Here is a 19,939-nt window from a genome sequence, read left to right as displayed (position 1 = left end):
TTACCCTGCTGTGCCCGCTTCCGTCGCCGCCCGATGCGGCCTAGCGTGGCGGCATGGCACCGATTCCCACTCCGCCAGCGGAGCCCCAGGACAGTCCGGACGGGTACGTCGGCCTCGACGCCGCACACGCCGAGCGGCTCGCCCGGGAGCGCGGTTGGCCGTCGGTACGGTCACTGCCGCCGGGCGCGGTCATCACCATGGAGTACCGCGCGGGCCGGCTGAACTTCGAGGTGCGGGACGGCCGGGTGTCCCGCGCCTGGAAGGGCTGACCCCGGGCCGGGGAACGGCCCCGGACACGGCGAAGGCCCCGCTTCCCCTCAGGGAGCGGGGCCTTCGCCGTGGCGCGGGGTGGTGGTGCGTACCGGACCCCGTCGCCGGTTCCCGCCGTCAGCCGCCTGTCAGGGGGCGGGCCGGCTGGGAAGTACCCCGGGGGAGACGGTCGGCGTGCGGCGGGCGGCGGCTGCCCACCGGGGTGACCGGGGTGCGTTCCGAACGGGCCGTGTGCGGCCCGGGGGCCAGGTGGGCCGGGCCCCGGGAGGCGCGGGTCGCGGACACCGGCTCGCGGAGCGGCGCCGGTTCCGCCGGGGTGCCGCGCGGCCGGAGCGCCACCGGCCGGACCGGGACGGCCGGCTCGGGCGCGGGCAGGCCGCCGCGGGCGCGCAAGCGGTCGCGCAGGACGAAGAGCCACAGCTCGGCGCGGGCGATCAGCGGCTCGAACCAGGGCAGGGCGAGCAGGATCAGCAGGCCCGCGGCCCAGCCGAGGAGCACGTCGCTCAGCCAGTGCGTACCGAGGTAGACCGTGGTGAGGCCGACGCCGAGCGAGGTGACCGCGGAGAGGGCCGACAGCCAGCGGCGCGCTCTCGGGGTGGAGGCCAGATACGCCAGGATTCCCCAGGTCACGACCGCGTTGGCGGTGTGGCCGCTGGGAAATATATCGCCGCCCAGACCCATCTCGTTCGAGCCGATCACGGTCGCGTAGTGCGGACCGAGCCGCCCCATGCCGAGCTTGGCGGCGCCGACGGTGATGTTCAGCAGCAGCAGCGAGGCGGCCAGGGTCAGCAGCGGGCGGAGAGTGTGCTGCCGCCAGGAGCGCCAGCCGAGCCAGGCCGCGACCATCACCGCGGTGGGGCCGCGCTGGCCGAGCACCACGTAGTAGTCGAGGAAGGCGTGGATCTGCGGCCACTGCTGGTACGGCCGGAAGAACATGACCTGCCAGTCCAGCCGGACCAGCCAGGAGGTGGTCACCACGGCCCACACGATCGCGAGGTAGAAAGCCAGGGTCGCCGAGAACAGGACGACCCGGTGCCGGCTCATCCTCGGCACATCGATGTGAGCCGGTCGTTCCGGCTCACGGTCCAGTCTGGTGAACACCCGGTCCAGACGCCGGATGAGGTCTCGTTCGGTACGCACCCAATCGACGTTACAGCGAGTGAGCTGTGTCCCCGGTCGAAACAGCGGCTTTGTGATGACGATGTGATGTGGCAAACCTCTCAAGGGCGCCCCGAATTCCAGGGATTCCGCAATCGAGCGAGGCCACTCGCGTCAATTCCTTTGATCATGCCGGGTGTTGTTTATATGGCGCTTATGAATGTGTTAACCCGGGCCTCGTGCGCATTTCTCCCGGCCGTCACCGGGGACGGGGGCCGGTCACGGCGGACCGGAGCCGTTCAGCCAGAACGCGCCGTAGACCGCCGCCGCGACCGCCGACCCCGCCGTGACCAGGGCGGCTCGCGAGGTGCGCAGCCGGGCCAGGGCGCAGGCGAGCGGCAGCAGCACCGGGAACGCGGGCATCAGCAGCCGGGGCTTGGAGCCGAAGTAGCTCGACGCGCACAGGGCGAGGGCGAGGACGGTTCCCGTGTACACCAGCAGTCCGACGGGCTGACGCCCGCGGACGCCGGTGACGTACAGCCAGATCAGCAGGGCGACGCCGATGATCAGGCCGAGGCCGGCGAGGGCCGACGGGAAGGACGTGAACTTGCCCGCCACGAAGCGGGCGAAGGCGTAGCCGCCGTCGAACCCGTTGCGCCACCCGGCCTGGACGTCCAGGTATCCGAGCGGCCCGCCGCCGGTGCGCCGCCCGACCCAGAGGACGTAGCCGGCGGCACCGAGCGGAGCGATCAGCATGCCGAGCGCGCGGCGCCAGGCGGGGGCGCACGGGATGGGCGGGGCGCCGGGTGGGCCGGGTGCGGTCGCGGGGGCGCGGATGCCCGTCGGCGCGCCTGGTGTGAGCGCCGGGGCGTGCGGGTCGGTTCGCCCGCCCGGTGTGCGCGCCGCGGCTCGCGAGGCCGTGGACGCGCCCGGCGCGCGCACCGTGCCGCGCGCTCGCACGAACGAGACCACGCCCGCCACCCACACCGCGGCGACCACCGCCACGCCCACCGGCCGGGTCAGACCCGCCAGCGCGGCGAGCGTGCCCGCGGTCAGCCACCGCCCGGCCAGGACCGCGTACAGCGCCCAGGCCGCCAGCGCCGTGAACAGCGACTCGCTGTACGCCATCGACTGCACGACTCCGACCGGCAGCACCGCCCACAGCAGCACCGCACAGACCCCGGCCCGGGGCCCGTACACCCGGTCGGCGACCGCGAAGATCCCGGCCGCCGCGGCCGTCGACGCCAGCAGGCTCACCGCGAGGCCGGCGCCCGCGTACGACAGCGGGGTGACCGTGTGCAGCAGCCGCTCCAGCCACGGCAGCAGCGGGAAGAACGCGAGGTTGGAATGGACGTCCCCGTTCGGCAGCCGCACCTCGTAGCCGTACCCCCGTTCCGCGACCCGGGTGTACCAGAGCGAGTCCCAGCGCGCCGTCAGCAGGGTGTACGCGCTCCTGCCGCGTGCGGCGCTCCACGCCGCCAGCACGGCCAGCCCCAGAGCGCGCACCGCCGCGTAGCCCAGGAGGGCGGGGGTCGCCCGGCGCAGGAGGGAGACGGGAGGCGCGGCTGCGCGCGTGGCGAGATCGGTCACGGGCTCGATTATCGACGGCCCCCGGAACGGCGACGGCCGCCGGGCGCGCCCAGGGGAGGAAGGCGTGGCGTACGCCACACGGGCCCCGTCGCGCGGGTGAGATGTCCGCCACGTGACCGCGCGGCGGACTCGCGTACGCTGACGAGTCACTCGCACGGGTTCGCGCGGGCCGGGGACACCGCTCCTCCCCGGCCGTACGGCAGGGAGTCCCCACCCTGCCGGTCCGCCCCACACGAGGGATCTTCTGGGAGGTACGTACATGTCCGGGACGACCACGGCTGCCGCAGGGCCGCGCCGTCGGGCGCCCGGAGCGGATGCCCACCCCTGGGTCGTCCTCGTCGTCCTCTGTGCCAGCCTGCTGCTCGTCGCCCTCGACGCCACCGTGCTGCACGTGGCGGTCCCCGCCGTCACCGAGGACCTCCGGCCCGGCGCCGTGGAACTGCTCTGGATCGTCGACGCCTATCCGCTGGTCTGTGCCGCGCTGCTGATCCTCTTCGGCACCCTCGGCGACCGGGTCGGCCGCAGACGGGTCCTGCTGCTCGGCTACGCCCTCTTCGGCGTGGCCTCCGCCGTGGCCGCGTTCTCGGGGACCGCCGAGATGCTCATCCTGGCCCGCGCGCTGCTCGGCGTCGGCGGCGCCATGATCATGCCCGCGACCCTGTCGATCCTCCGCCAGGTCTTCCCCGACCGGCGCGAGCGCGCCCTCGCCATCGGCATCTGGAGCGCGGTGGCGGCGGTCGGCGCGGCGGTCGGACCGCTGCTCGGCGGCTTCCTGCTGGAGCACTTCTGGTGGGGCGCGGTCTTCCTGGTCAACATCCCGCTGATGCTGGTCAGCCTCCCGGTGGGCCGGCTCCTGCTGCCCGAGTCGCGGGGGGAGCGCGACGGCCCCTGGGACGTGACCGGCGCGCTGACGGCGGCGGCCGGCCTCTTCTGCGCCGTCCTCGGTGTGCAGCGGCTCGGCGGCGGGGAGGCGGTGGCGAGTCCCCTCACCGCGCTGCCGCTGCTGACCGGTGCGGTTCTCCTCCTCCTCTTCGTACGGCGCCAGCGACGGCTCCCGTGTCCCCTGGTGGACCTGCGTATGTTCGGCCGGCCCGCGTTCAGCACCTCGGTGGGCTGCATCGTGCTGGCCATGCTCGCGCTGGTCGGCCTGGAGCTGATCGCCGCCCAGTACCTGCAACTGGTGCTCGGCCTGTCGCCGCTGGAGACCGGCCTCAGGCTGCTGCCCCTGACCGTCGCCGCGATGGCGGCGGGGCTGGCGGGCGCGCGCATGCTGCGCCGCTTCGGGCCGCGCCGGATGGTGGCCGCGGGCTTCTGCCTGACGGCGGCGGCCGTGCTGGCCCTGACGGTGATGGGCGGCGCCGACGACCCGCCGCTGCTGCTGGCCGGCTTCGTGCTGCTGGGCTTCGGGCTGGAGACCACGCTGTTCGGCGCGTACGAGTCGATGCTCAGCGAGGCCCCGGCCGACCGGGCCGGCGGCGCGGCGGCGATCGGCGAGACGTCGTACCAGCTCGGGGCCGGTATCGGCATCGCACTGCTGGGCAGCGTGATGAACGCGGCCTACGCCCCGGCGCTGCGGTCGGTGCCGGGCGTGCCGCGGGGCGCGTCGGACGCGGCGGGACACTCGCTCGGCGAGGCCTACCAGGTCGCCGAACGGCTCGGCGGGCCCGCCGGGGCCGCACTGCGCCGGGTGGCGCGGGACTCGTTCGTGCACGGCCTGCATGTGACCCTGCTGGTGAGCGCCGGCCTGTTGCTGCTGGGCGCGCTGATGGCCCTGCGGCTGCCGCGGACCATGCAGTGCGGCGAGGAGCCGGACGGAACGGGGGCCGAGGTGCCGGCGCCGCGGGAGGCGGAGGGGGCGGGCGGCCGGCCGCGGGTCTCCGCCTGAGCCGCTCTGGACGTGCGGGACACCGCACCGTAACGTCGGCCGGAGAGCTGTGACTAGCGCTGCTAGTTTTACTCCGTTCCCGTGTCCCGGAAGGTGTTCCATGTCCGCGTCCGCGAAGCTGCCCCCGTTCGATCCCGCCGACCCGCTCGGGATCGACGACCTGCTGGAGCCGGAGGACCTGGCCGTCCGGGACACCGTCCGCGGCTGGGCGGCCGACCGTGTGCTGCCGTACGTCGCCGACTGGTACGAGAAGGGCGAGCTGCCCGTGATCCGGGACCTCGCGCGTGAGCTGGGCGCGCTCGGCGCGCTCGGCATGTCCCTCACCGGCTACGGATGCGCGGGCGCGAGCGCCGTGCAGTACGGGCTGGCCTGTCTGGAGCTGGAGGCGGCCGACTCGGGCATCCGCTCCCTGGTCTCGGTGCAGGGCTCCCTCGCCATGTACGCCATCCACCGGTTCGGCAGCGAGGAGCAGAAGCAGCAGTGGCTGCCCCGCATGGCCGCCGGCGAGGTGATCGGCTGCTTCGGGCTGACCGAGCCCGACCACGGCTCCGACCCCGCCGCGATGCGCACCCACGCCGAGCGGGACGGCGGGGACTGGGTGCTCAACGGCCGCAAGATGTGGATCACCAACGGGTCCGTGGCCGGGGTCGCCGTCGTGTGGGCGCAGACGCAGGACGGCATCCGCGGCTTCGTCGTGCCCACGGACAGCCCCGGCTTCTCGGCGCCCGAGATCAGGCACAAGTGGTCCCTGCGCGCCTCCGTCACCAGCGAACTCGTCCTCGACGACGTACGGCTGCCCGCCACGGCCGTACTGCCCGAGGTCACCGGCCTGCGCGGACCGCTCAGCTGTCTCTCGCACGCCCGCTACGGCATCGTCTGGGGCGCGATGGGCGCCGCCCGCAGCAGCTTCGAGGCGGCCGTGGAGTACGCGCGGACGCGGGAGCAGTTCGGCCGGCCCATCGGCGGCTTCCAGCTCACCCAGGCCAAACTCGCCGACATGGCGGTCGAACTGCACAAGGGCATCCTGCTCGCCCACCATCTGGGGCGGCGGATGGACGCCGGCCGCCTGCGTCCCGAGCAGGTCAGCTTCGGCAAGCTCAACAACGTCCGCGAGGCCATCGACATCTGCCGTACGGCGCGGACGATCCTCGGTGCCAACGGGATCTCCCTCGAATACCCCGTGATGCGGCACGCGACCAACCTGGAGTCGGTGCTCACCTACGAGGGCACCGTAGAGATGCACCAGCTCGTGCTGGGCAAGGCGCTCACCGGGCTCGACGCCTTCCGGTGAGCCCCGTCGGGGGGGGCGGGGCCGGCAGTGGCCCCGCCTCAGCTCTGGTTGAAGAAGCCGTCGGAGCGGTGCGAGGACGCCTCACCGCTGATGATCTCGGTGTCGGCCGGGGTCAGCAGGAACACCCGGTTGGAGACACGGTCGATCGAACCGCGCAGCCCGAAGATGAGCCCCGCCGCGAAGTCCACGACGCGCTTGGCGTCGCCGGGCTCCATGTTGGTGAGGTTCATGATGACCGGGACGCCCTCCCGGAACAGCTCGCCGATGGCACGGGCGTCCCGGAAGCTGTCCGGGGTGACCGTGCCGATCCTGCGGTCCTTCTCGTCGGCCGTGTCCGTGGCCACCTTCACGCGCGGGTCGGTGACCCAGGCGTCCCCGGACTCGGAGCCCTCGGAGTAGTCGTCGTCGTAGTAGCGCTCGTCATCGTTGTCGTCGACGAGGCCGAGCCACGCACTCGCCTTGCGTACCGATCCCATGGACGCCTCCTCTCACAGCGTTCTTTCTTGCTTTCCGTATCCCTATGGTCATCCATGATGCGGACGGTGCGCCAAGTGGATAGACGCCGCGCGGGGGGTTTGTGACGGTACTGGTGCACAGCAGATCCGTCGAGAGTCCTTGTGCCCCAAGGGGCGAGACTCATACGGGTGCTGACTGAGAGTGAAATATGATGGTTCGCGGCGGACGGGTGATGCACGGTGCGTATGGGTGAACCCCAACGTCGTACCACACTACGGGCGAAACCGGCAGATCGCGCGTGGGGAATGCGGGTGGCGCACCGGCGCGCGTGCCCCGGCCCGCGCCCTGCCGTGACCACGGCCCGTTCCGGGGATCGTCATACGTGATGACGGGCTGTTCGTATCCGCTCTGACGGGGGATCAGTCGGGACCGGGGAGCCGGGACGCGCCGAGCCCCTGGCGGGCCGGGGGCCGTTCGGCCGGCTTCGCCAGGGGCTCGGGTGCGGTGGAGGGCCGAAGGCCCCGCCTCCCTAGTTCTTCAGTTCCGGAGGGGAGATCCGCGACCTGTCGATCGCGGAGCCCGTCGTGTCCCACTTCTCGAGGATCTTGTCGTAGGTGCCGTCCGCGAGCAGCTTGTTCACCGCTGCCCGGAAGGCCGGGGCCAGCGCGCTGCCCTTCTTGAACGCGAAGCCGACGTCCAGGCGGTGGAACTCGTCGAGGAACTTCAGGCCCTGCTGGTGGGCGACGGCGTAGCGCAGCCCGTTGATCGTGGACATCACGACGTCGCTGCGGCCCTGCTGGAGCGAGGACCAGATCGCGCTCGTCTCCCCGTACGTCTGCACCTGGTAGGCCTTCTTGCCCGCGTCGGCGCACACGTGCTTGTTCTCCTCCAGCGTGGCCTCGAAGGTCGTGCCGGCGGCGGTCGCGACGTTCAGACCGCACAGCTGCTTCAGATCCGTGATCTTCGAGAGCTCGCTGTCCTCGCGGGTGGCGAAGCCCTGGCCGTCGTTGATGTAGGTGACGAAGTCGATGGTCCTGCGCCGCTCGTCGGTGACGCCGAAGTTGCTCGCGCCGACGTCGTACTTGCCGCTGTCCAGGGCCGGCAGGATCGCCTCGAAACTCGCCTGCTCCAGCGTCAGCTTGATGCCCAGCACCCGGGCGACCGCCTTGGTGAAGTCGACGTCCTGCCCGGTGAGGGTCGTGCCGTCGGCGAGGTAGGTGGTGCCGGGCGGGGTGCCCCCGACGCTGACCGCGACGGTGAGGCCGGTGGTGCCCGCCGGCAGCAGCTTCGCCGCGGCCTCGTCCTTCTTCTCGGCGGAGACGACGTCCGTGGTGGGCACCTTGACGGACCTGGCCGCCACTCCGGAGGCGTCCGCGCCGCCCGGGTCGCCCGACCCGGAGCCGCAGGCGGTGAGGAGCAGAGCAGCCGAAGTGATGCTGACAAAAGGTATGAAATGCCGATAGGCGGGCGTACGCATCGGGGAGCGGTCTCCTGAAGCCGAGGGGGGTGCGACAACGCGAGGGGAGGGGTGCGCGTGTGAAGGCGGGAGAAGCGAGGGAACGCGAGTGCGCCCGCCGTGAGGGCGGGTGCGCGCAGGGGGTCAGCTCAACAGGAGGAGGACCACACGCGACCGAAGTCGATGTGGGAGCGGGTGACCAGCCACTGCTGTGGATGCATGGGCCAAGTGGAACAGTCATTCGGTTCGGCGTCAACCGAGTTGAGACGTACCGCTCACAGTACGGACAGCCTTGACAGCGGAGGGAAAAGCCCCCGTACTCTCGGGGTGCGGCCCTGCTGAGGGGCTCGGCCGCAGCGCGCCGCGCGGCGCGTCCGTGTGAAGGCACCACCCGGATCGACGACTCTCCCCCACTCCCGGCCACGCCGAGCGGGGGACTCCCCCCCGTCACGGAGCCTCGCATGTCATCCGACACCCTCGCCGAAGTGCCCACTGCCCCGAATCTGCCCGAGCCCGCGGACGTCCCGCGGATCGTCCCGCAGCGCCGGTACGGGCAGTGGGCCGCCGCCGTCGCCGTCCTCGTCCTGCTCGGCCTGGCCGTCAACTCGGTCGTGCGCAACAAGGCGTTCCAATGGGACGTCGTCGCCGACTACTTCACCTCGGACTCCGTCCTGCGCGGACTGTGGCTCACGCTGTGGCTGACCGCGGTGGTGATGATCCTCGGCTTCGCCCTCGGCACCCTGCTCGCCGCGTTCCGGCTGTCCGCCAACCCCGTGCTGCGCGCGGTCAGCTGGGGCTACGTGTGGCTGTTCCGGTCGATCCCGATCCTGGTGCAGCTGCTGCTGTGGTTCAACATCGGGGCGCTGTACCCACGGGTGTTCGGCGTGCGGACCGTCGACCTGCTCAGCCCGGTGGCCGTCGCGGTCGTCGGCCTCACCCTGCACGAGGCCGCCTACGCCGCCGAGGTCGTCCGCGGCGGGATCCTCTCCGTGGACCACGGCCAGATCGAGGCGGCCCACGCCCTCGGCCTGAGCCGGTGGCGGCGCTGGTGGCGGATCGTGCTGCCGCAGGCGATGCGTTCCATCGTGCCGCCGGCCGGGAACATGCTGATCGGCACCCTCAAGGGCACCTCGATCGTCAGCGTCATCGCCGTCAACGACCTGTTGTTCTCGGCTCAGTTGATCTACCACCGCACCTATCAGGTGATCCCGCTGCTGATGGTCGCCACTCTCTGGTACGCCGTGGTCACCTCGGTGCTGGGCGTCGGCCAGTACTACGTCGAGAAGCGTTACGCGCGCGGCACGGAGAGCGCCCGATGAGACAGCAGCTGGTGATCGTCGGAGCCGGGCCGCGGGGGACCGGCATCCTCGAACGTCTCGCCGCCAACGCACCCGACCTGGATATCGGTTCGGGTCTCGACATCCACCTGGTCGACCCCCATCCGCCGGGCGGCGGACGCATCTGGCGCGAGGAGCAGTCGCCGCTGCTGTGGATGAACTCGCACGCCGAGGACGTCACCATGTTCACCGACGAGACGGTGGCGATGGACGGCCCGGTGCGCGAGGGCCCCACCCTGCACGAGTGGGCCCGGCTGGACGGCCGTGTCTTCGCCGGCCGCCAGGTCCAGGGCCGCTATCTGCGCTGGGTGTACGAGCGGGCCCTCGCCGCCCTCCCCGCCGGTGTCTCCGTGTACCACCACCCCCGGCGTGCCCTGCGGGTCGGCGGGCCGCGCGAGGGCCGCCAGCAGGTGTGGCTGGAGGGCCTCCCGCACCCCCTCCTCGCCGACCTGGTGATCCTCACCCTCGGCCACCTGGACACCGAACCGGACGAAGAACAGGCCCGGTTGGCGCAGTACGCCCGCGAGCACGGCCTGGTGCACCTGCCGCCCGACTTCACCGCCGACAGCGACCTCTCGCCGCTCGCACCCGGCGAACCCGTCCTCGTCCGCGGGTTCGGCCTGGCCTTCGTCGACCTGATGGTGCTGCTCACCGAGGGGCGGGGCGGACGGTACGAGGGGGGGACGTACCTCCCCTCGGGGCGGGAGCCGGTGCTGTACGTCGGCTCACGGCGCGGAGTGCCGTACCACTCCAAGATCGGCTACGACTGGACCGGCGACCGTCCTCCGCTGCCCCGCTTCCTGGGTCCCGCCGAGGTGGCGGAACTGCTGGCCCGGCCCGGCGGCTTCGACTTCCGGCGCGATGTGTGGCCCCTGGCCGAGAAGGAGCTGGGCTTCGCCCACTACCACCGGCTGTTCACCGCCCACCCCGGGCGTACGGCGATGGCCTGGGCCGACTTCGAGGAGAGGTACGCGGAGGCCGGCGACCCCGCCGAGATCCGGGCGCTGGTCGCCGCGGCCGTACCGGACCCGGCCGACCGGCTCGACCTCGCCGCGCTCGACAATCCGCTGGACGGCGTCCGGTACGCCTCGCACGAGGACTTCCAGGCGGGGCTCAGGGACTATGTCGAAGCCGACCTGGACCGGCGCCACAACCCCGCGCACAGCGCGGACCTGGGCGTCTTCCTCGGGCTGCTCTCCGTCTACGGGCAGCTCGTGCGGCTCGGGGACATCGGGCCCTGGTGGCACGGGTTCTTCAGCTACCTGGCGTCCGGGCCGCCCGGCCCGCGGCTGAGGCAGATGCTCGCGCTGTCCCGGGCCGGGCTGCTGAGGTTCGTCGGCGCCGGCATGACCGTCACCGCCGAGGACGGGGTCTTCCGGGCCGCCGCCGCCACCGTGCCCGGGTTCTCCGTCGAGGCCCGGGCGCTGGTCGAGGCGCGGCTGCCCGAGCCCACCGTCGGGCGGGCCCGGGACGGCCTGCTGCGCGAGCTGCACGCCGACGGTGCCGCCACGACCCCCGACGGGCTGCTCCGGGTCGATCCCCGCGACGGCCGGATCCTCGACGGCGCCGGGCGCCCGCACCCCCGGCGCTTCGCGCTCGGCCCGTACACCGACACCCGCACCCCCGGCGCCTTCACCCGCCCGCGCACCGGCGGACCCGCCTTCCGGCAGAACGACGCCACCGCCCGGGCGGCCCTGGCCTTCCTCCGAGACCTGGCCGGCCGCCTCGCCGCCTGAACCCCTCGACTCGAAAAGGAACTCACCTGCCATGACCGTCATGGTCGACATCAGGTCGGTGCACAAGAGCTTCGGCCCGCTGGAGGTGCTCAGGGGCATCGACCTCCAGGTGCGCACCGGCGAGGTCACCGTCGTGCTCGGCCCGTCCGGCTCCGGCAAGTCCACGCTGCTGCGCACCATCAACCATCTGGAGAAGGTGGACCGGGGCGAGATCAGCGTGGACGGCGCGCTGATGGGCTACCGGCGCGCCGGGGACAGGCTGTACGAGCTGCCCGAACGGGACGTGCTCCGCCAGCGCACCCGGATCGGGTTCGTCTTCCAGAACTTCCGCCTCTTCCCGCATCTCACCGTGCTGGACAACGTCGTCGAGGCGCCGGTGTCCGCGCTGAAGCGGCCCCGGAAGGAGGCGCTGGAGAACGCGCGCCGGCTGCTGGAGCGGGTCGGGCTCGCGGACAGGGCCGGCGCCTATCCCCGGCAGTTGTCCGGCGGGCAGCAGCAGCGGGTCGCCATCGCGCGGGCACTGGCGCTGGAGCCGAAACTGCTGCTGTTCGACGAGCCGACGTCGGCACTCGATCCCGAACTGGTGGGCGAGGTGCTGGACGTCATCAGGGACCTGGCGGCGCGCGGCACCACGATGATCGTCGTCACTCACGAGATCGCGTTCGCCCGGGAGGTCGCGGACACGGTGGTGTTCATGGCCGACGGTAAGATCGTCGAGCAGGGACCGCCGCAGGAGGTGCTCGGCGCTCCGCGGGAGGAACGGACGCGGACGTTCCTGGCGAAGGTGCTGTGAGGGTGACGGCCGTGGTCGCCGGGGACGGCGCGTCCGGTACCTCGCCGGCCCTCCGGACGGCGTGGGCGGACCCTCGGCCGCGCCCGGGCGGCGGCCCGCCGTCGCGGCGGGAACGGGAACCGCGAAGGCGCCCGGCATGAGCAGTCTGCTGCACCTCGCCGCCGCCGTGGACCAGCCCGGCACCCCCGACGCCGGCACCTTCGCCGAGCTGGCCCTGCTCGCCGAGAGCGGCGGGCTGGACTTCGTCACGCTGGACGACCCCTCCGCCCGGCCCGGTCCCGACGCGCTCGCCGTGCTGTCCCGGCTGGCGCCCGCGACCCGGCGGATCGGGCTGGTGCCGGCGGTCACCACCACCCGCACCGAGCTCTGCCGGGTGCGGGCCGCCGTGGCCGCCCTGGACCGGGTCAGCAGCGGGCGGGCCGGCCTGCGGATCGACGTGTCGGACGCCGAGGGGGAGGCCCGGCTGTCCGGCCGCGGGCACGCGGCGCCGCCGGAGGCGCTGTGGCGGGAGGCGGTCGAGGTCGCCGACGCGGCGGCCGGGCTGTGGGACGGCGGGGAGGACGGCGCCGGGATCAGGGACGCGGCAACCGGCCGGCCCCTGGACCGGGACCGGCCGCACCGGGCCGACTTCACCGGCACCGCCTTCTCGGGCCGGGGCCCCTCCACCGTGCCCCGGCCGCCGCGGGGCCACCCCGTCCGCGTGGTCGACGCCACCGGCGACCACGCTCTCACGGTCGCCGCCCGGTACGCGGACGTGGCCCTGGTGCGGGCCACGGCCCCGGCCCAGGCCGCCGGCGTACGCGACCTGTTGAGGGAGCGGGCCCGCGTGTCCGGCCGGAACCCGGACACGCTGCGGGTCCTGGTCAGCCTGCTGGTGGACCTCGGCGACGGCGAGCGGGCGGCCGAGCCGGGGCACGGCGGGGGCGGCCCGCGGCCCACCGCGCGGGGCCCGCTGTACCGGGGCGGGCCGGTCGATCTCGCGGAACTGATGACCGCCTGGCATGCCGACGGTGTCACCGAGGGCTTCCACCTGATCCCCGTCGAGCCGCGCCGCGACCTGGAGCGGCTGGTCAACGGCACGGTGGCGCTGCTCCAGCACCGCGGCCTGTTCCGCACCTTCTACCCGGGCAGCACCCTGCGCGAGCACCTGGGCCTGGGCCGGCCCGCCAACCGGTACGCCGTGACCGGGGGAACGTCGTGACCGTACGGCGACAGGTGCGCAGCGCGACGCCTTCCGCACGCGATACCGGGGGTGCACCCCGCGCCCCCGTCCCGGCCCGCCGCACCCCGCTGGGGAGCGCCGGCCGCACAGGAGAGGAAACAACCGCATGACGACGGACGCACCCGACGCCTGGAAGCAGTGGCACGAGAAGCGCCTGCAGGCGGTCACGGCGCCCTACGGACCGCTCGCGCTGACCGCGACCCACTGGATCGAGGACTATCCGGAGGGTCGACTTCCGGACATTCCCGGGACCTGGGTGGCCGAAGAGGACGGGGTGGTGCTCACCGCCGGTGATGCCGACGGCCTCACCCTGGACGGCCGGCCCCTCGTGGGGACGGCCCGGCCGGCCGCCGACCGCGGCCCGGAGTCCGGGGCGCGGGTCGCGCTGGGCGAGAAGCGACTGGTCGTCCTGGTCCGCGAGGGAGTCTGGGGGGTACGGGTCTACGACCCCGGCGCCGAGGCCCGCCGCACCTTCCCGGGCATCGAGGCCGGCCCCTACGACCCGGACTGGGCGGTGCCGGCGCGGTTCACGCCGTACGACACCACGCGCACCGTACGGGTCGGCAACGCCGACGGCCGTGAACGTGGGTTCGACCTCGCCGGGGAACTGCGCTTCGCCCTGGCCGGGCGGGAGCGGACCCTGAAGGTCGCGCGGCAGGCGGACGGGGCGCTGTGGGCGGTGTTCGCCGACGCCACCAGCGGCGACACGAGCTTCCGGTTCCGCTTCCTGTTCGCCGGGGCGCCGGACGCCGAGGGGCGCACGACCGTCGACTTCAACCGCGCCCAGCTCCCGCCGTGCGCCTTCGCCGACCACTTCCTCTGCCCCTTCCCGGCCCCCGGGAACACGCTGGACGTGGCGGTTCCGGCGGGGGAGCGCCGGGTGGGCTGACCGGGGTGCGCGACCGGGGCCGGTGCGGGGCGCCTTGATGCTTTCGAGTGGTTCGGGGGTGACGGCCGAAAGGCACCCTTGTGCCGACCGGCCGTTCGGCCGAATACTCCCCCCAGCGCTTGTCAGGGGCATGCGTATTCGAATCCGGTCGGTTCCCTGGCTGCGCCTCACGGGCCCCGACCCCACGCGGGCCCCCTGACTTCCCTTGGAGGGAACGACAAGTGAGGATCAAGCGCATCACTCCCCGCAACGGTGCCACGAGACGGACCCGGCTGACCGCCGTGGCCACCGGCTTCCTGGCCGCAGCGGCGTTCGCGGCCCCCACCGCCCACGCCAGCGACCCCCACACGTTCAGCGCCACCGAGCTGACCAGTGCGAGCGACTCCGTCCGCGCGGCCGACATCCCCGGTACGGCCTGGGCGGTCGACGGCAGGACCCACCGCGTCGTCGTCACCGTCGACAGCACGGTGTCCCCGGCCGAGATCGCCAGGATCAAGCAGCAGGCCGGCGCCAACGCGGGCGCGCTCACCATCAAGCACACCCCCGGCCAGTTCAAGAAGCTGATCACCGGCGGCGACGCCATCTACGGCGGCTCCTACCGCTGTTCGCTCGGCTTCAACGTGCACAGCGGCAGCACGTACTACTTCCTGACCGCCGGACACTGCGGCGAGGTCGCCTCCACCTGGTACAGCAACTCCAGCAAGACCACGGTGCTCGGCACCAACGTCGGCTACAGCTTCCCGGGCAACGACTTCGCACTGGTGCGCTACACCAACTCCTCGGTGGCGCACCCGAGCGCGGTGGGCAGCCAGACCATCAGCAGCGCGGCCACCCCGTCCGTGGGGACGACCGTCTACCGGCGCGGCTCCACCACCGGCACCCACAGCGGCCGGGTCACGGCGCTGAACGCCACGGTCAACTACGGCAGCGGTGACGTCGTCTCCGGGCTGATCCAGACCACCGTCTGCGCCGAGGGCGGCGACAGCGGCGGACCGCTCTACGGGGGCAGCGTGGCCTACGGTCTGACCTCCGGCGGCAGCGGCAACTGCTCCTCCGGCGGTACGACCTTCTTCCAGCCGGTCACCGAGGCGCTGAGCTACTACGGGGTCACCCTGCCCTGACGGTCGCCGGGGCCCGCTCCGGTGACATGAGCCCCCGCTGGCGAGCGCGAGCGCGAGCGGGGGCTTCGCCTCGCCCGCACCCGGTCCGCCGTGGCGGCCGCGGTGGGGATCCGCCGACGGCCGACGGGGCTCCCCGGGCTGCTCCTGTCATGTTCTCGCGGTCCGTCGGGGCGGCGTTTGCGCAGGTGGGAGGGGCCCGAACAGGTGTCGTACATACGTTCGAGAATGGGGGTATGGTGGGGTGAGAGAGTTGGGAACTGATGTTCGAGAGCCGTTCGGGGCTCACGAGTGCGGGAGGTGTGCGTGCCGGGCTTCGCGCATCTGCACACCGTCTCCGGGTTCTCCCTGAGATACGGGGCGTCCCACCCGGAGCGGCTGGCCGGGCGTGCCGCGGAGCGGGGCATGGACGCCCTCGCCCTGACCGACCGCGACACCCTCGCCGGCACGGTGCGCTTCGCCAAGGCCTGCGCCGGTGCGGGCATCCGTCCGCTGTTCGGCGTGGACCTGGCGGTGGAGACGGGAGGGGACGTACGGCTGGACCGGCGGCGCACCCCGGTGCGCGGCGGTGCCTTCGTGGACGAGTCGGCGCCCCGGGCGACCTTCCTCGCCCGGGACGGTGCCCGTGGCTGGAGCGGCCTGTGCCGGCTCGTCACGCAGGCGCACGCCGGCGGGGGCACGCCGCTGCTTCCCTGGTCCGCGCACCAGGGGGACGGCCTGGTGGTGCTGCTCGGTCCGGGATCGGACGTGGGACGCGCGCTGGCCGCCGGGCGGCCCGACCGGGCGGCGGCGCTGCTGGCCCCGTGGCGCGAGGTCTACGGCGACGCGCTGCGGCTGGAGGCCGTCTGGCACGGCCGCACCGGTACAGGAACCGGTTCCCTGCGGCTCGCCGCCCGTACCGTCGGCTTCGCCGCCGAGCAGGGGATCCGGCCGGTGCTCAGCAACGCCGTCCGGTACGCCGATCCCGGCCAGGGGCCGGTCGCCGACGTGCTGGACGCCGCGCGCCGGCTGGTGCCGGTCGACCCCCGGCGCGAGCTGGACTCCGGCGAGGCCTGGCTGAAGGACCCGCAGGACATGCTGCGGGTCGCCGAGCGGGTCGTGGAGGCCGCCGGGTTCCGCCGGGACACCGCCCACCGGCTGCTGGAGCAGACCCGGGCCACGGCCGCCGAGTGCCGGGTCGACCCCGAGGACGGCCTCGGGATCGGCACCGTCCACTTTCCCGAGCCGCACCTCGTCGGCGCCGGCCTGCGCACCGCGCAGCGGACGCTCGCCTCGCGGGCGACGGCGGGGATGCTGCGGCTCGGGTACGGCGGCCGGCGAGCCTACTGGGAGCGGATGCACCACGAGCTGGACATCATCGCCCACCACGGCTTCGCCTCCTACTTCCTGACGGTCGCCCAGGTGGTCGACGACGTCCGGGAGATGGGGATCCGGGTGGCCGCGCGGGGCTCGGGCGCCGGGTCGCTCGTCAACCACCTGCTCGGGATCGCGCATGCCGACCCGGTGGGGCACGGGCTGCTGATGGAGCGCTTCCTGTCCAGGGAGCGCGTCGTGCTGCCCGACATCGACATCGACGTGGAGTCCGCGCGGCGGCTGGAGGTCTACCGGGCGATCATCGGCCGGTTCGGTGCGGAGCGGGTCGCGACCGTCTCCATGCCGGAGACCTACCGGGTCCGGCACGCGATCCGGGACGTGGGTGCCGCGCTGTCCATGGACCCGGCCGAGATCGACCGGATCGCCAAGTCCTTTCCGCACATCCGCGCCCGGGACGCCCGGGCCGCCCTGGCGGAGCTGCCCGAGCTGCGGCGGCTGGCGGGGGAGAAGGAGAGGTTCGGCAGGCTGTGGGAGCTGGTGGAGGCTCTCGACGCCCTGCCGCGCGGGATCGCCATGCATCCGTGCGGGGTGCTCCTGTCCGACGCTTCCCTGCTCGCCCGTACGCCGGTGGTGCCGACCAGCGGCGAGGGGCTGCCCATGTCGCAGTTCGACAAGGAGGACGTGGAGGACCTCGGGCTGCTCAAGCTGGACGTGCTGGGTGTGCGGATGCAGTCGGCGATGGCGCACGCGGTCGCCGAGGTGCGGCGGGCGAGCGGGGAGCGGATCGACCTGGACGCGGTGCCGCCGGATGATCCGGAGACGTACCGGCTGATCCGGTCCACCGAGACCCTCGGATGCTTCCAGATCGAGTCGCCGGGGCAGCGGGACCTGGTGGGGCGGTTGCAGCCCGCCACCTTCCACGACCTGGTGGTCGACATCTCGCTGTTCCGGCCCGGGCCGGTCGCCGCCGACATGGTGCGGCCGTTCATCGAGGCCCGGCACGGGCGGACGCCGGTGCGCTGTCCGCACCCGGACCTGGAGGAGGCGCTGAAGGGGACGTACGGGGTCGTCGTCTTCCACGAGCAGATCATCGACATCATCGCCGTCATGACCGGCTGCGGCCGGGGCGAGGCCGACCGGATGCGGCGCGGGCTGTCCGATCCGGAGTCGCAGGCGCGGATCGGGGTGTGGTTCGCCCGGCGGGCCGCGGCCAGGGGGTACAGCGCAGAAACGATTCAGCAGACCTGGGGGACCGTAGAGGCCTTCGGGTCGTACGGCTTCTGCAAGGCGCACGCGGTCGCCTTCGCCGTACCCACCTACCAGTCGGCCTGGCTGAAGGCGCACCACCCGGCCGCCTTCTACGCCGGGCTGCTCACGCACGACCCCGGGATGTACCCGAAGCGGCTGCTGCTGGCGGACGCCCGCCGGCGCGGGGTGCCGGTCCTGCCGCTGGACGTGAACGTCTCCGGAGTCGCTCATAAGATCGAACTGGTGTCTGAATCTCCGGCGGTGTGGGGGCTGCGCCTCGCCCTCTCCGACGTGCACGGCATCAGCGAGGCCGAGGCGAAGCGGATCGAGGACGGCCAGCCGTACGCCTCCCTGCTGGACTTCTGGGAGCGGGCCCGGCCCAGCAGGCCGCTGGCGGGACGGCTCGCCCAGGTCGGGGCGCTGGACGCCTTCGGCGCCAACCGGCGTGACCTGCAACTGCACCTCACCGAGCTGCACCGGGGCGCCCGGGGCGGTGGCGGCGGCCAGCTCCCGCTCGCGGGAGGCAGGAAGACCGCGCCGGCCGGCCTGCCGGACCTGACCCCGGCCGAGCGGCTCAGCGCCGAGCTGGGTGTGCTGTCCATGGACGCCTCACGCAATCTGATGGACGACCACCGGGAGTTCCTCGACGAGCTGGGCGTGGTCTCCGCGCGCCGGCTGCGCGAGGCGCGGCACGGCGAGACCGTGCTGGTCGCGGGCGCCAAGGCGGCCACCCAGACCCCGCCGATCCGCTCCGGCAAGCGGGTCATCTTCTCCACGCTGGACGACGGCACGGGACTGGTCGACCTCGCGTTCTTCGACGACTCGCACGACACGTGCGCCCACACCGTCTTCCACTCCTGGCTGCTGCTGGTGCGCGGAGTGGTGCAGCGGCGCGGCCCGCGGAGCCTCAGTGTGGTGGGCTCCGCCGCCTGGAACCTCGCCGAACTGGTGGACGTACGCCACGAGGAGGGACTCGACGGGGTCGCCGCCCGGCTGGCCGACCCCCGCACCGGCGACGGATCCCCGGCGGGATCCCCGGCGGGGGACGGCGGCGGGCCGGCCCGGGCCCGGCTCGCCGGTTCGGACGGACTGCCGGCCCCGGCGGGTTCCGCGGCCCAGGACGCGATGGACCGGCGGCGGATCCGCCTGCCCACGGGGTACGAGATGCACCCCTGGGCCGATCTGCGCCCCGCGGGCGAAGGGCCCGCGGTGGGAAGGAAACTGTGGCACCAGAGTCCGGGGAGTGCGGGATGACCATTCTCTGCGTACGTTTCCAGCTGCCGCCGGTGTACGAGGCGGCCCTGCCCGAACTGCTCGGACTGCTGGAGGAGTTCACGCCCGTCGTGGAGGCGCTGCCCCCGGACGGGGCGCTGGCCGATCTGCGCGGCGCCGAGCGGTACTTCGGGCGCAGCGCGGTGGAGCTGGCCTCGGTGATCCGGGTGCGCGCCCTCGCGCGGTACGGCGTCGACTGCGTGATCGGTGCCGGGCCGGGCCCGATGCTGGCCCGCGTGGCGCTGCGCGACGCCCGGCCGGGGGTGACCCGCGCGGTGCCCGAGGACCCCGACGGCATCGCCGGGTTCCTCGCGGACCGCCCGGTGTCCGCGCTGCCCGGCGTCGGCACGGCGACCACCCGCATCCTGGACGAGTACGGCCTGGACACCCTGGGCCGGGTCGCCGCCGCGCCGCTGTCCACGCTCCAGCGGCTGATCGGCGCGAAGGCGGGCCGGGAACTGCGCGAGAAGGCGGCCGGCGTCGACCGCGGCCGGGTCGTCCCGAACGCCGTCTCCCGCTCCCTGGCCACCGAACGCCCCTTCCCGCTGGACGAGCTGGACCCCGACCGTCATCGCAGCGCCCTGCTCTCGGCGGCCGAGGAGCTGGGCGCCCGGCTGCGCGCGCTGGAGAAGGTCTGCCGCACCCTGACCCTCACCGTGCGCTACGCCGACCGCTCCTCGACCACCCGCAGCCGGACCCTGAAGGAACCGACCGCGCACTCGGCGGCCCTGACGAGGACGGCCTACGGCATGTACGAGTCCCTGGGCCTCCAGCGGGCCCGGGTCCGTGCGATCGCCCTGCGCGCGGAGGACCTGGGGGCCGCCGAACAGGCCTCCCACCAGCTCACCTTCGATCCCGTGGACGAGAAGGTCCGCCGCATCGAGGAGGTCGCGGACCGCGCGCGGGCGAAGTTCGGGCCGCGGGCGGTGATGCCGGGGCGGCTGGCCGCCTGACTCCCTCGCCC

General features: G+C 73.4%; 15 protein-coding genes. 11 read left to right on the top strand and 4 right to left on the bottom strand.

Annotation, left to right across the window (positions count from 1 at the left end; all coding sequences use genetic code 11):
• The first annotated feature begins 53 nt into the window (after positions 1–53).
• Positions 54–269: an I78 family peptidase inhibitor gene (locus ACF1BE_RS23575; protein WP_392200987.1), complete on the top strand. Its 216-nt coding sequence runs from the start codon at positions 54–56 to the stop codon at positions 267–269.
• 118 nt (positions 270–387) lie between these two features.
• Here ACF1BE_RS23575 and ACF1BE_RS23570 read toward each other — a convergent pair whose 3' ends face one another.
• Both ACF1BE_RS23570 and ACF1BE_RS23565 read right to left on the bottom strand, forming a co-directional pair.
• Complete coding sequence (locus ACF1BE_RS23570) at positions 388–1,410, bottom strand: phosphatase PAP2 family protein (RefSeq protein WP_392200986.1); 1,023 nt, start codon at positions 1,408–1,410, stop codon at positions 388–390.
• Between the two features lie 237 nt (positions 1,411–1,647).
• Positions 1,648–2,958 (bottom strand): mannosyltransferase family protein, encoded by a 1,311-nt coding sequence (locus ACF1BE_RS23565; RefSeq protein WP_392200985.1) that lies wholly within the window; start codon positions 2,956–2,958, stop codon positions 1,648–1,650.
• Between the two features lie 259 nt (positions 2,959–3,217).
• On the opposite strand from ACF1BE_RS23565, the gene ACF1BE_RS23560 reads away from it, so the two are divergent.
• Entirely contained in the window at positions 3,218–4,843 is a 1,626-nt protein-coding gene (locus ACF1BE_RS23560) for an MFS transporter (RefSeq protein ID WP_392200984.1), read from the top strand.
• Positions 4,844–4,943: 100 nt separating this feature from the next.
• Entirely contained in the window at positions 4,944–6,134 is a 1,191-nt protein-coding gene (locus ACF1BE_RS23555; RefSeq protein WP_392200983.1) for an acyl-CoA dehydrogenase family protein, read from the top strand.
• A gap of 38 nt (positions 6,135–6,172) precedes the next feature.
• Here the strand turns inward: ACF1BE_RS23555 and ACF1BE_RS23550 are convergent, their stop codons facing one another.
• On the bottom strand, positions 6,173–6,610 hold the full coding sequence (locus ACF1BE_RS23550; protein ID WP_356821894.1) for a cell division protein SepF: 438 nt from the start codon (positions 6,608–6,610) through the stop codon (positions 6,173–6,175).
• 509 nt (positions 6,611–7,119) lie between these two features.
• A complete protein-coding gene (locus ACF1BE_RS23545) occupies positions 7,120–8,067 on the bottom strand; it encodes an ABC transporter substrate-binding protein (RefSeq protein WP_392200982.1) in 948 nt (315 codons plus the stop codon).
• Between the two features lie 440 nt (positions 8,068–8,507).
• Here ACF1BE_RS23545 and ACF1BE_RS23540 point away from each other — a divergent pair, with 440 nt between their 5' ends.
• From ACF1BE_RS23540 to ACF1BE_RS23505, 8 genes are all read left to right on the top strand, one after another.
• A complete protein-coding gene (locus ACF1BE_RS23540) occupies positions 8,508–9,365 on the top strand; it encodes an amino acid ABC transporter permease (protein WP_392200981.1) in 858 nt (285 codons plus the stop codon).
• Positions 9,362–11,119 carry an FAD/NAD(P)-binding protein gene (locus tag ACF1BE_RS23535; RefSeq protein WP_392200980.1) on the top strand — a complete coding sequence of 586 codons (1,758 nt, stop codon included), beginning with the start codon at positions 9,362–9,364 and terminating at the stop codon, positions 11,117–11,119. Before ACF1BE_RS23540 ends, ACF1BE_RS23535 begins: the two co-directional genes overlap by 4 nt.
• Positions 11,120–11,150: 31 nt before the next feature.
• The gene (locus ACF1BE_RS23530) at positions 11,151–11,912 is read left to right on the top strand and encodes an amino acid ABC transporter ATP-binding protein (protein ID WP_392200979.1); all 762 of its coding nucleotides are present in this window, start codon (positions 11,151–11,153) and stop codon (positions 11,910–11,912) included.
• Positions 11,913–12,048: 136 nt separating this feature from the next.
• Positions 12,049–13,113 (top strand): LLM class flavin-dependent oxidoreductase, encoded by a 1,065-nt coding sequence (locus tag ACF1BE_RS23525; RefSeq protein ID WP_392200978.1) that lies wholly within the window; start codon positions 12,049–12,051, stop codon positions 13,111–13,113.
• A 127-nt stretch (positions 13,114–13,240) separates the two neighbouring features.
• Positions 13,241–14,023: a DUF1684 domain-containing protein gene (locus tag ACF1BE_RS23520; protein ID WP_392200977.1), complete on the top strand. Its 783-nt coding sequence runs from the start codon at positions 13,241–13,243 to the stop codon at positions 14,021–14,023.
• A gap of 221 nt (positions 14,024–14,244) precedes the next feature.
• Positions 14,245–15,144: a S1 family peptidase gene (locus tag ACF1BE_RS23515; RefSeq protein ID WP_392200976.1), complete on the top strand. Its 900-nt coding sequence runs from the start codon at positions 14,245–14,247 to the stop codon at positions 15,142–15,144.
• Positions 15,145–15,447: 303 nt separating this feature from the next.
• Entirely contained in the window at positions 15,448–18,957 is a 3,510-nt protein-coding gene (locus ACF1BE_RS23510) for a DNA polymerase III subunit alpha (RefSeq protein ID WP_392200975.1), read from the top strand.
• On the top strand, positions 18,954–19,928 hold the full coding sequence (locus ACF1BE_RS23505; RefSeq protein ID WP_392200974.1) for a hypothetical protein: 975 nt from the start codon (positions 18,954–18,956) through the stop codon (positions 19,926–19,928). Before ACF1BE_RS23510 ends, ACF1BE_RS23505 begins: the two co-directional genes overlap by 4 nt.
• Positions 19,929–19,939: the final 11 nt, after the last annotated feature.

Origin of the sequence: Streptomyces sp. NPDC014991, from assembly GCF_043080665.1 — a bacterium.
Lineage (GTDB): Bacteria > Actinomycetota > Actinomycetes > Streptomycetales > Streptomycetaceae > Streptomyces.
Note: the sequence above shows the minus strand (reverse complement) of the source record. Positions and strands in the feature narration are given on the sequence as shown.

Bases quoted from the DNA above. Each gene is read 5' to 3' on its own strand.
- ACF1BE_RS23575 (WP_392200987.1), top strand. From the start codon at position 54: ATGGCACCGATTCCCACTCCGCCAGCGGAGCCCCAGGACAGTCCGGAC.
- ACF1BE_RS23560 (WP_392200984.1), top strand. From the start codon at position 3,218: ATGTCCGGGACGACCACGGCTGCCGCAGGGCCGCGCCGTCGGGCGCCC.
- ACF1BE_RS23555 (WP_392200983.1), top strand. From the start codon at position 4,944: ATGTCCGCGTCCGCGAAGCTGCCCCCGTTCGATCCCGCCGACCCGCTC.
- ACF1BE_RS23550 (WP_356821894.1), bottom strand. From the start codon at position 6,610: ATGGGATCGGTACGCAAGGCGAGTGCGTGGCTCGGCCTCGTCGACGAC.
- ACF1BE_RS23545 (WP_392200982.1), bottom strand. From the start codon at position 8,067: ATGCGTACGCCCGCCTATCGGCATTTCATACCTTTTGTCAGCATCACT.
- ACF1BE_RS23540 (WP_392200981.1), top strand. From the start codon at position 8,508: ATGTCATCCGACACCCTCGCCGAAGTGCCCACTGCCCCGAATCTGCCC.
- ACF1BE_RS23535 (WP_392200980.1), top strand. From the start codon at position 9,362: ATGAGACAGCAGCTGGTGATCGTCGGAGCCGGGCCGCGGGGGACCGGC.
- ACF1BE_RS23530 (WP_392200979.1), top strand. From the start codon at position 11,151: ATGACCGTCATGGTCGACATCAGGTCGGTGCACAAGAGCTTCGGCCCG.
- ACF1BE_RS23525 (WP_392200978.1), top strand. From the start codon at position 12,049: ATGAGCAGTCTGCTGCACCTCGCCGCCGCCGTGGACCAGCCCGGCACC.
- ACF1BE_RS23520 (WP_392200977.1), top strand. From the start codon at position 13,241: ATGACGACGGACGCACCCGACGCCTGGAAGCAGTGGCACGAGAAGCGC.
- ACF1BE_RS23505 (WP_392200974.1), top strand. From the start codon at position 18,954: ATGACCATTCTCTGCGTACGTTTCCAGCTGCCGCCGGTGTACGAGGCG.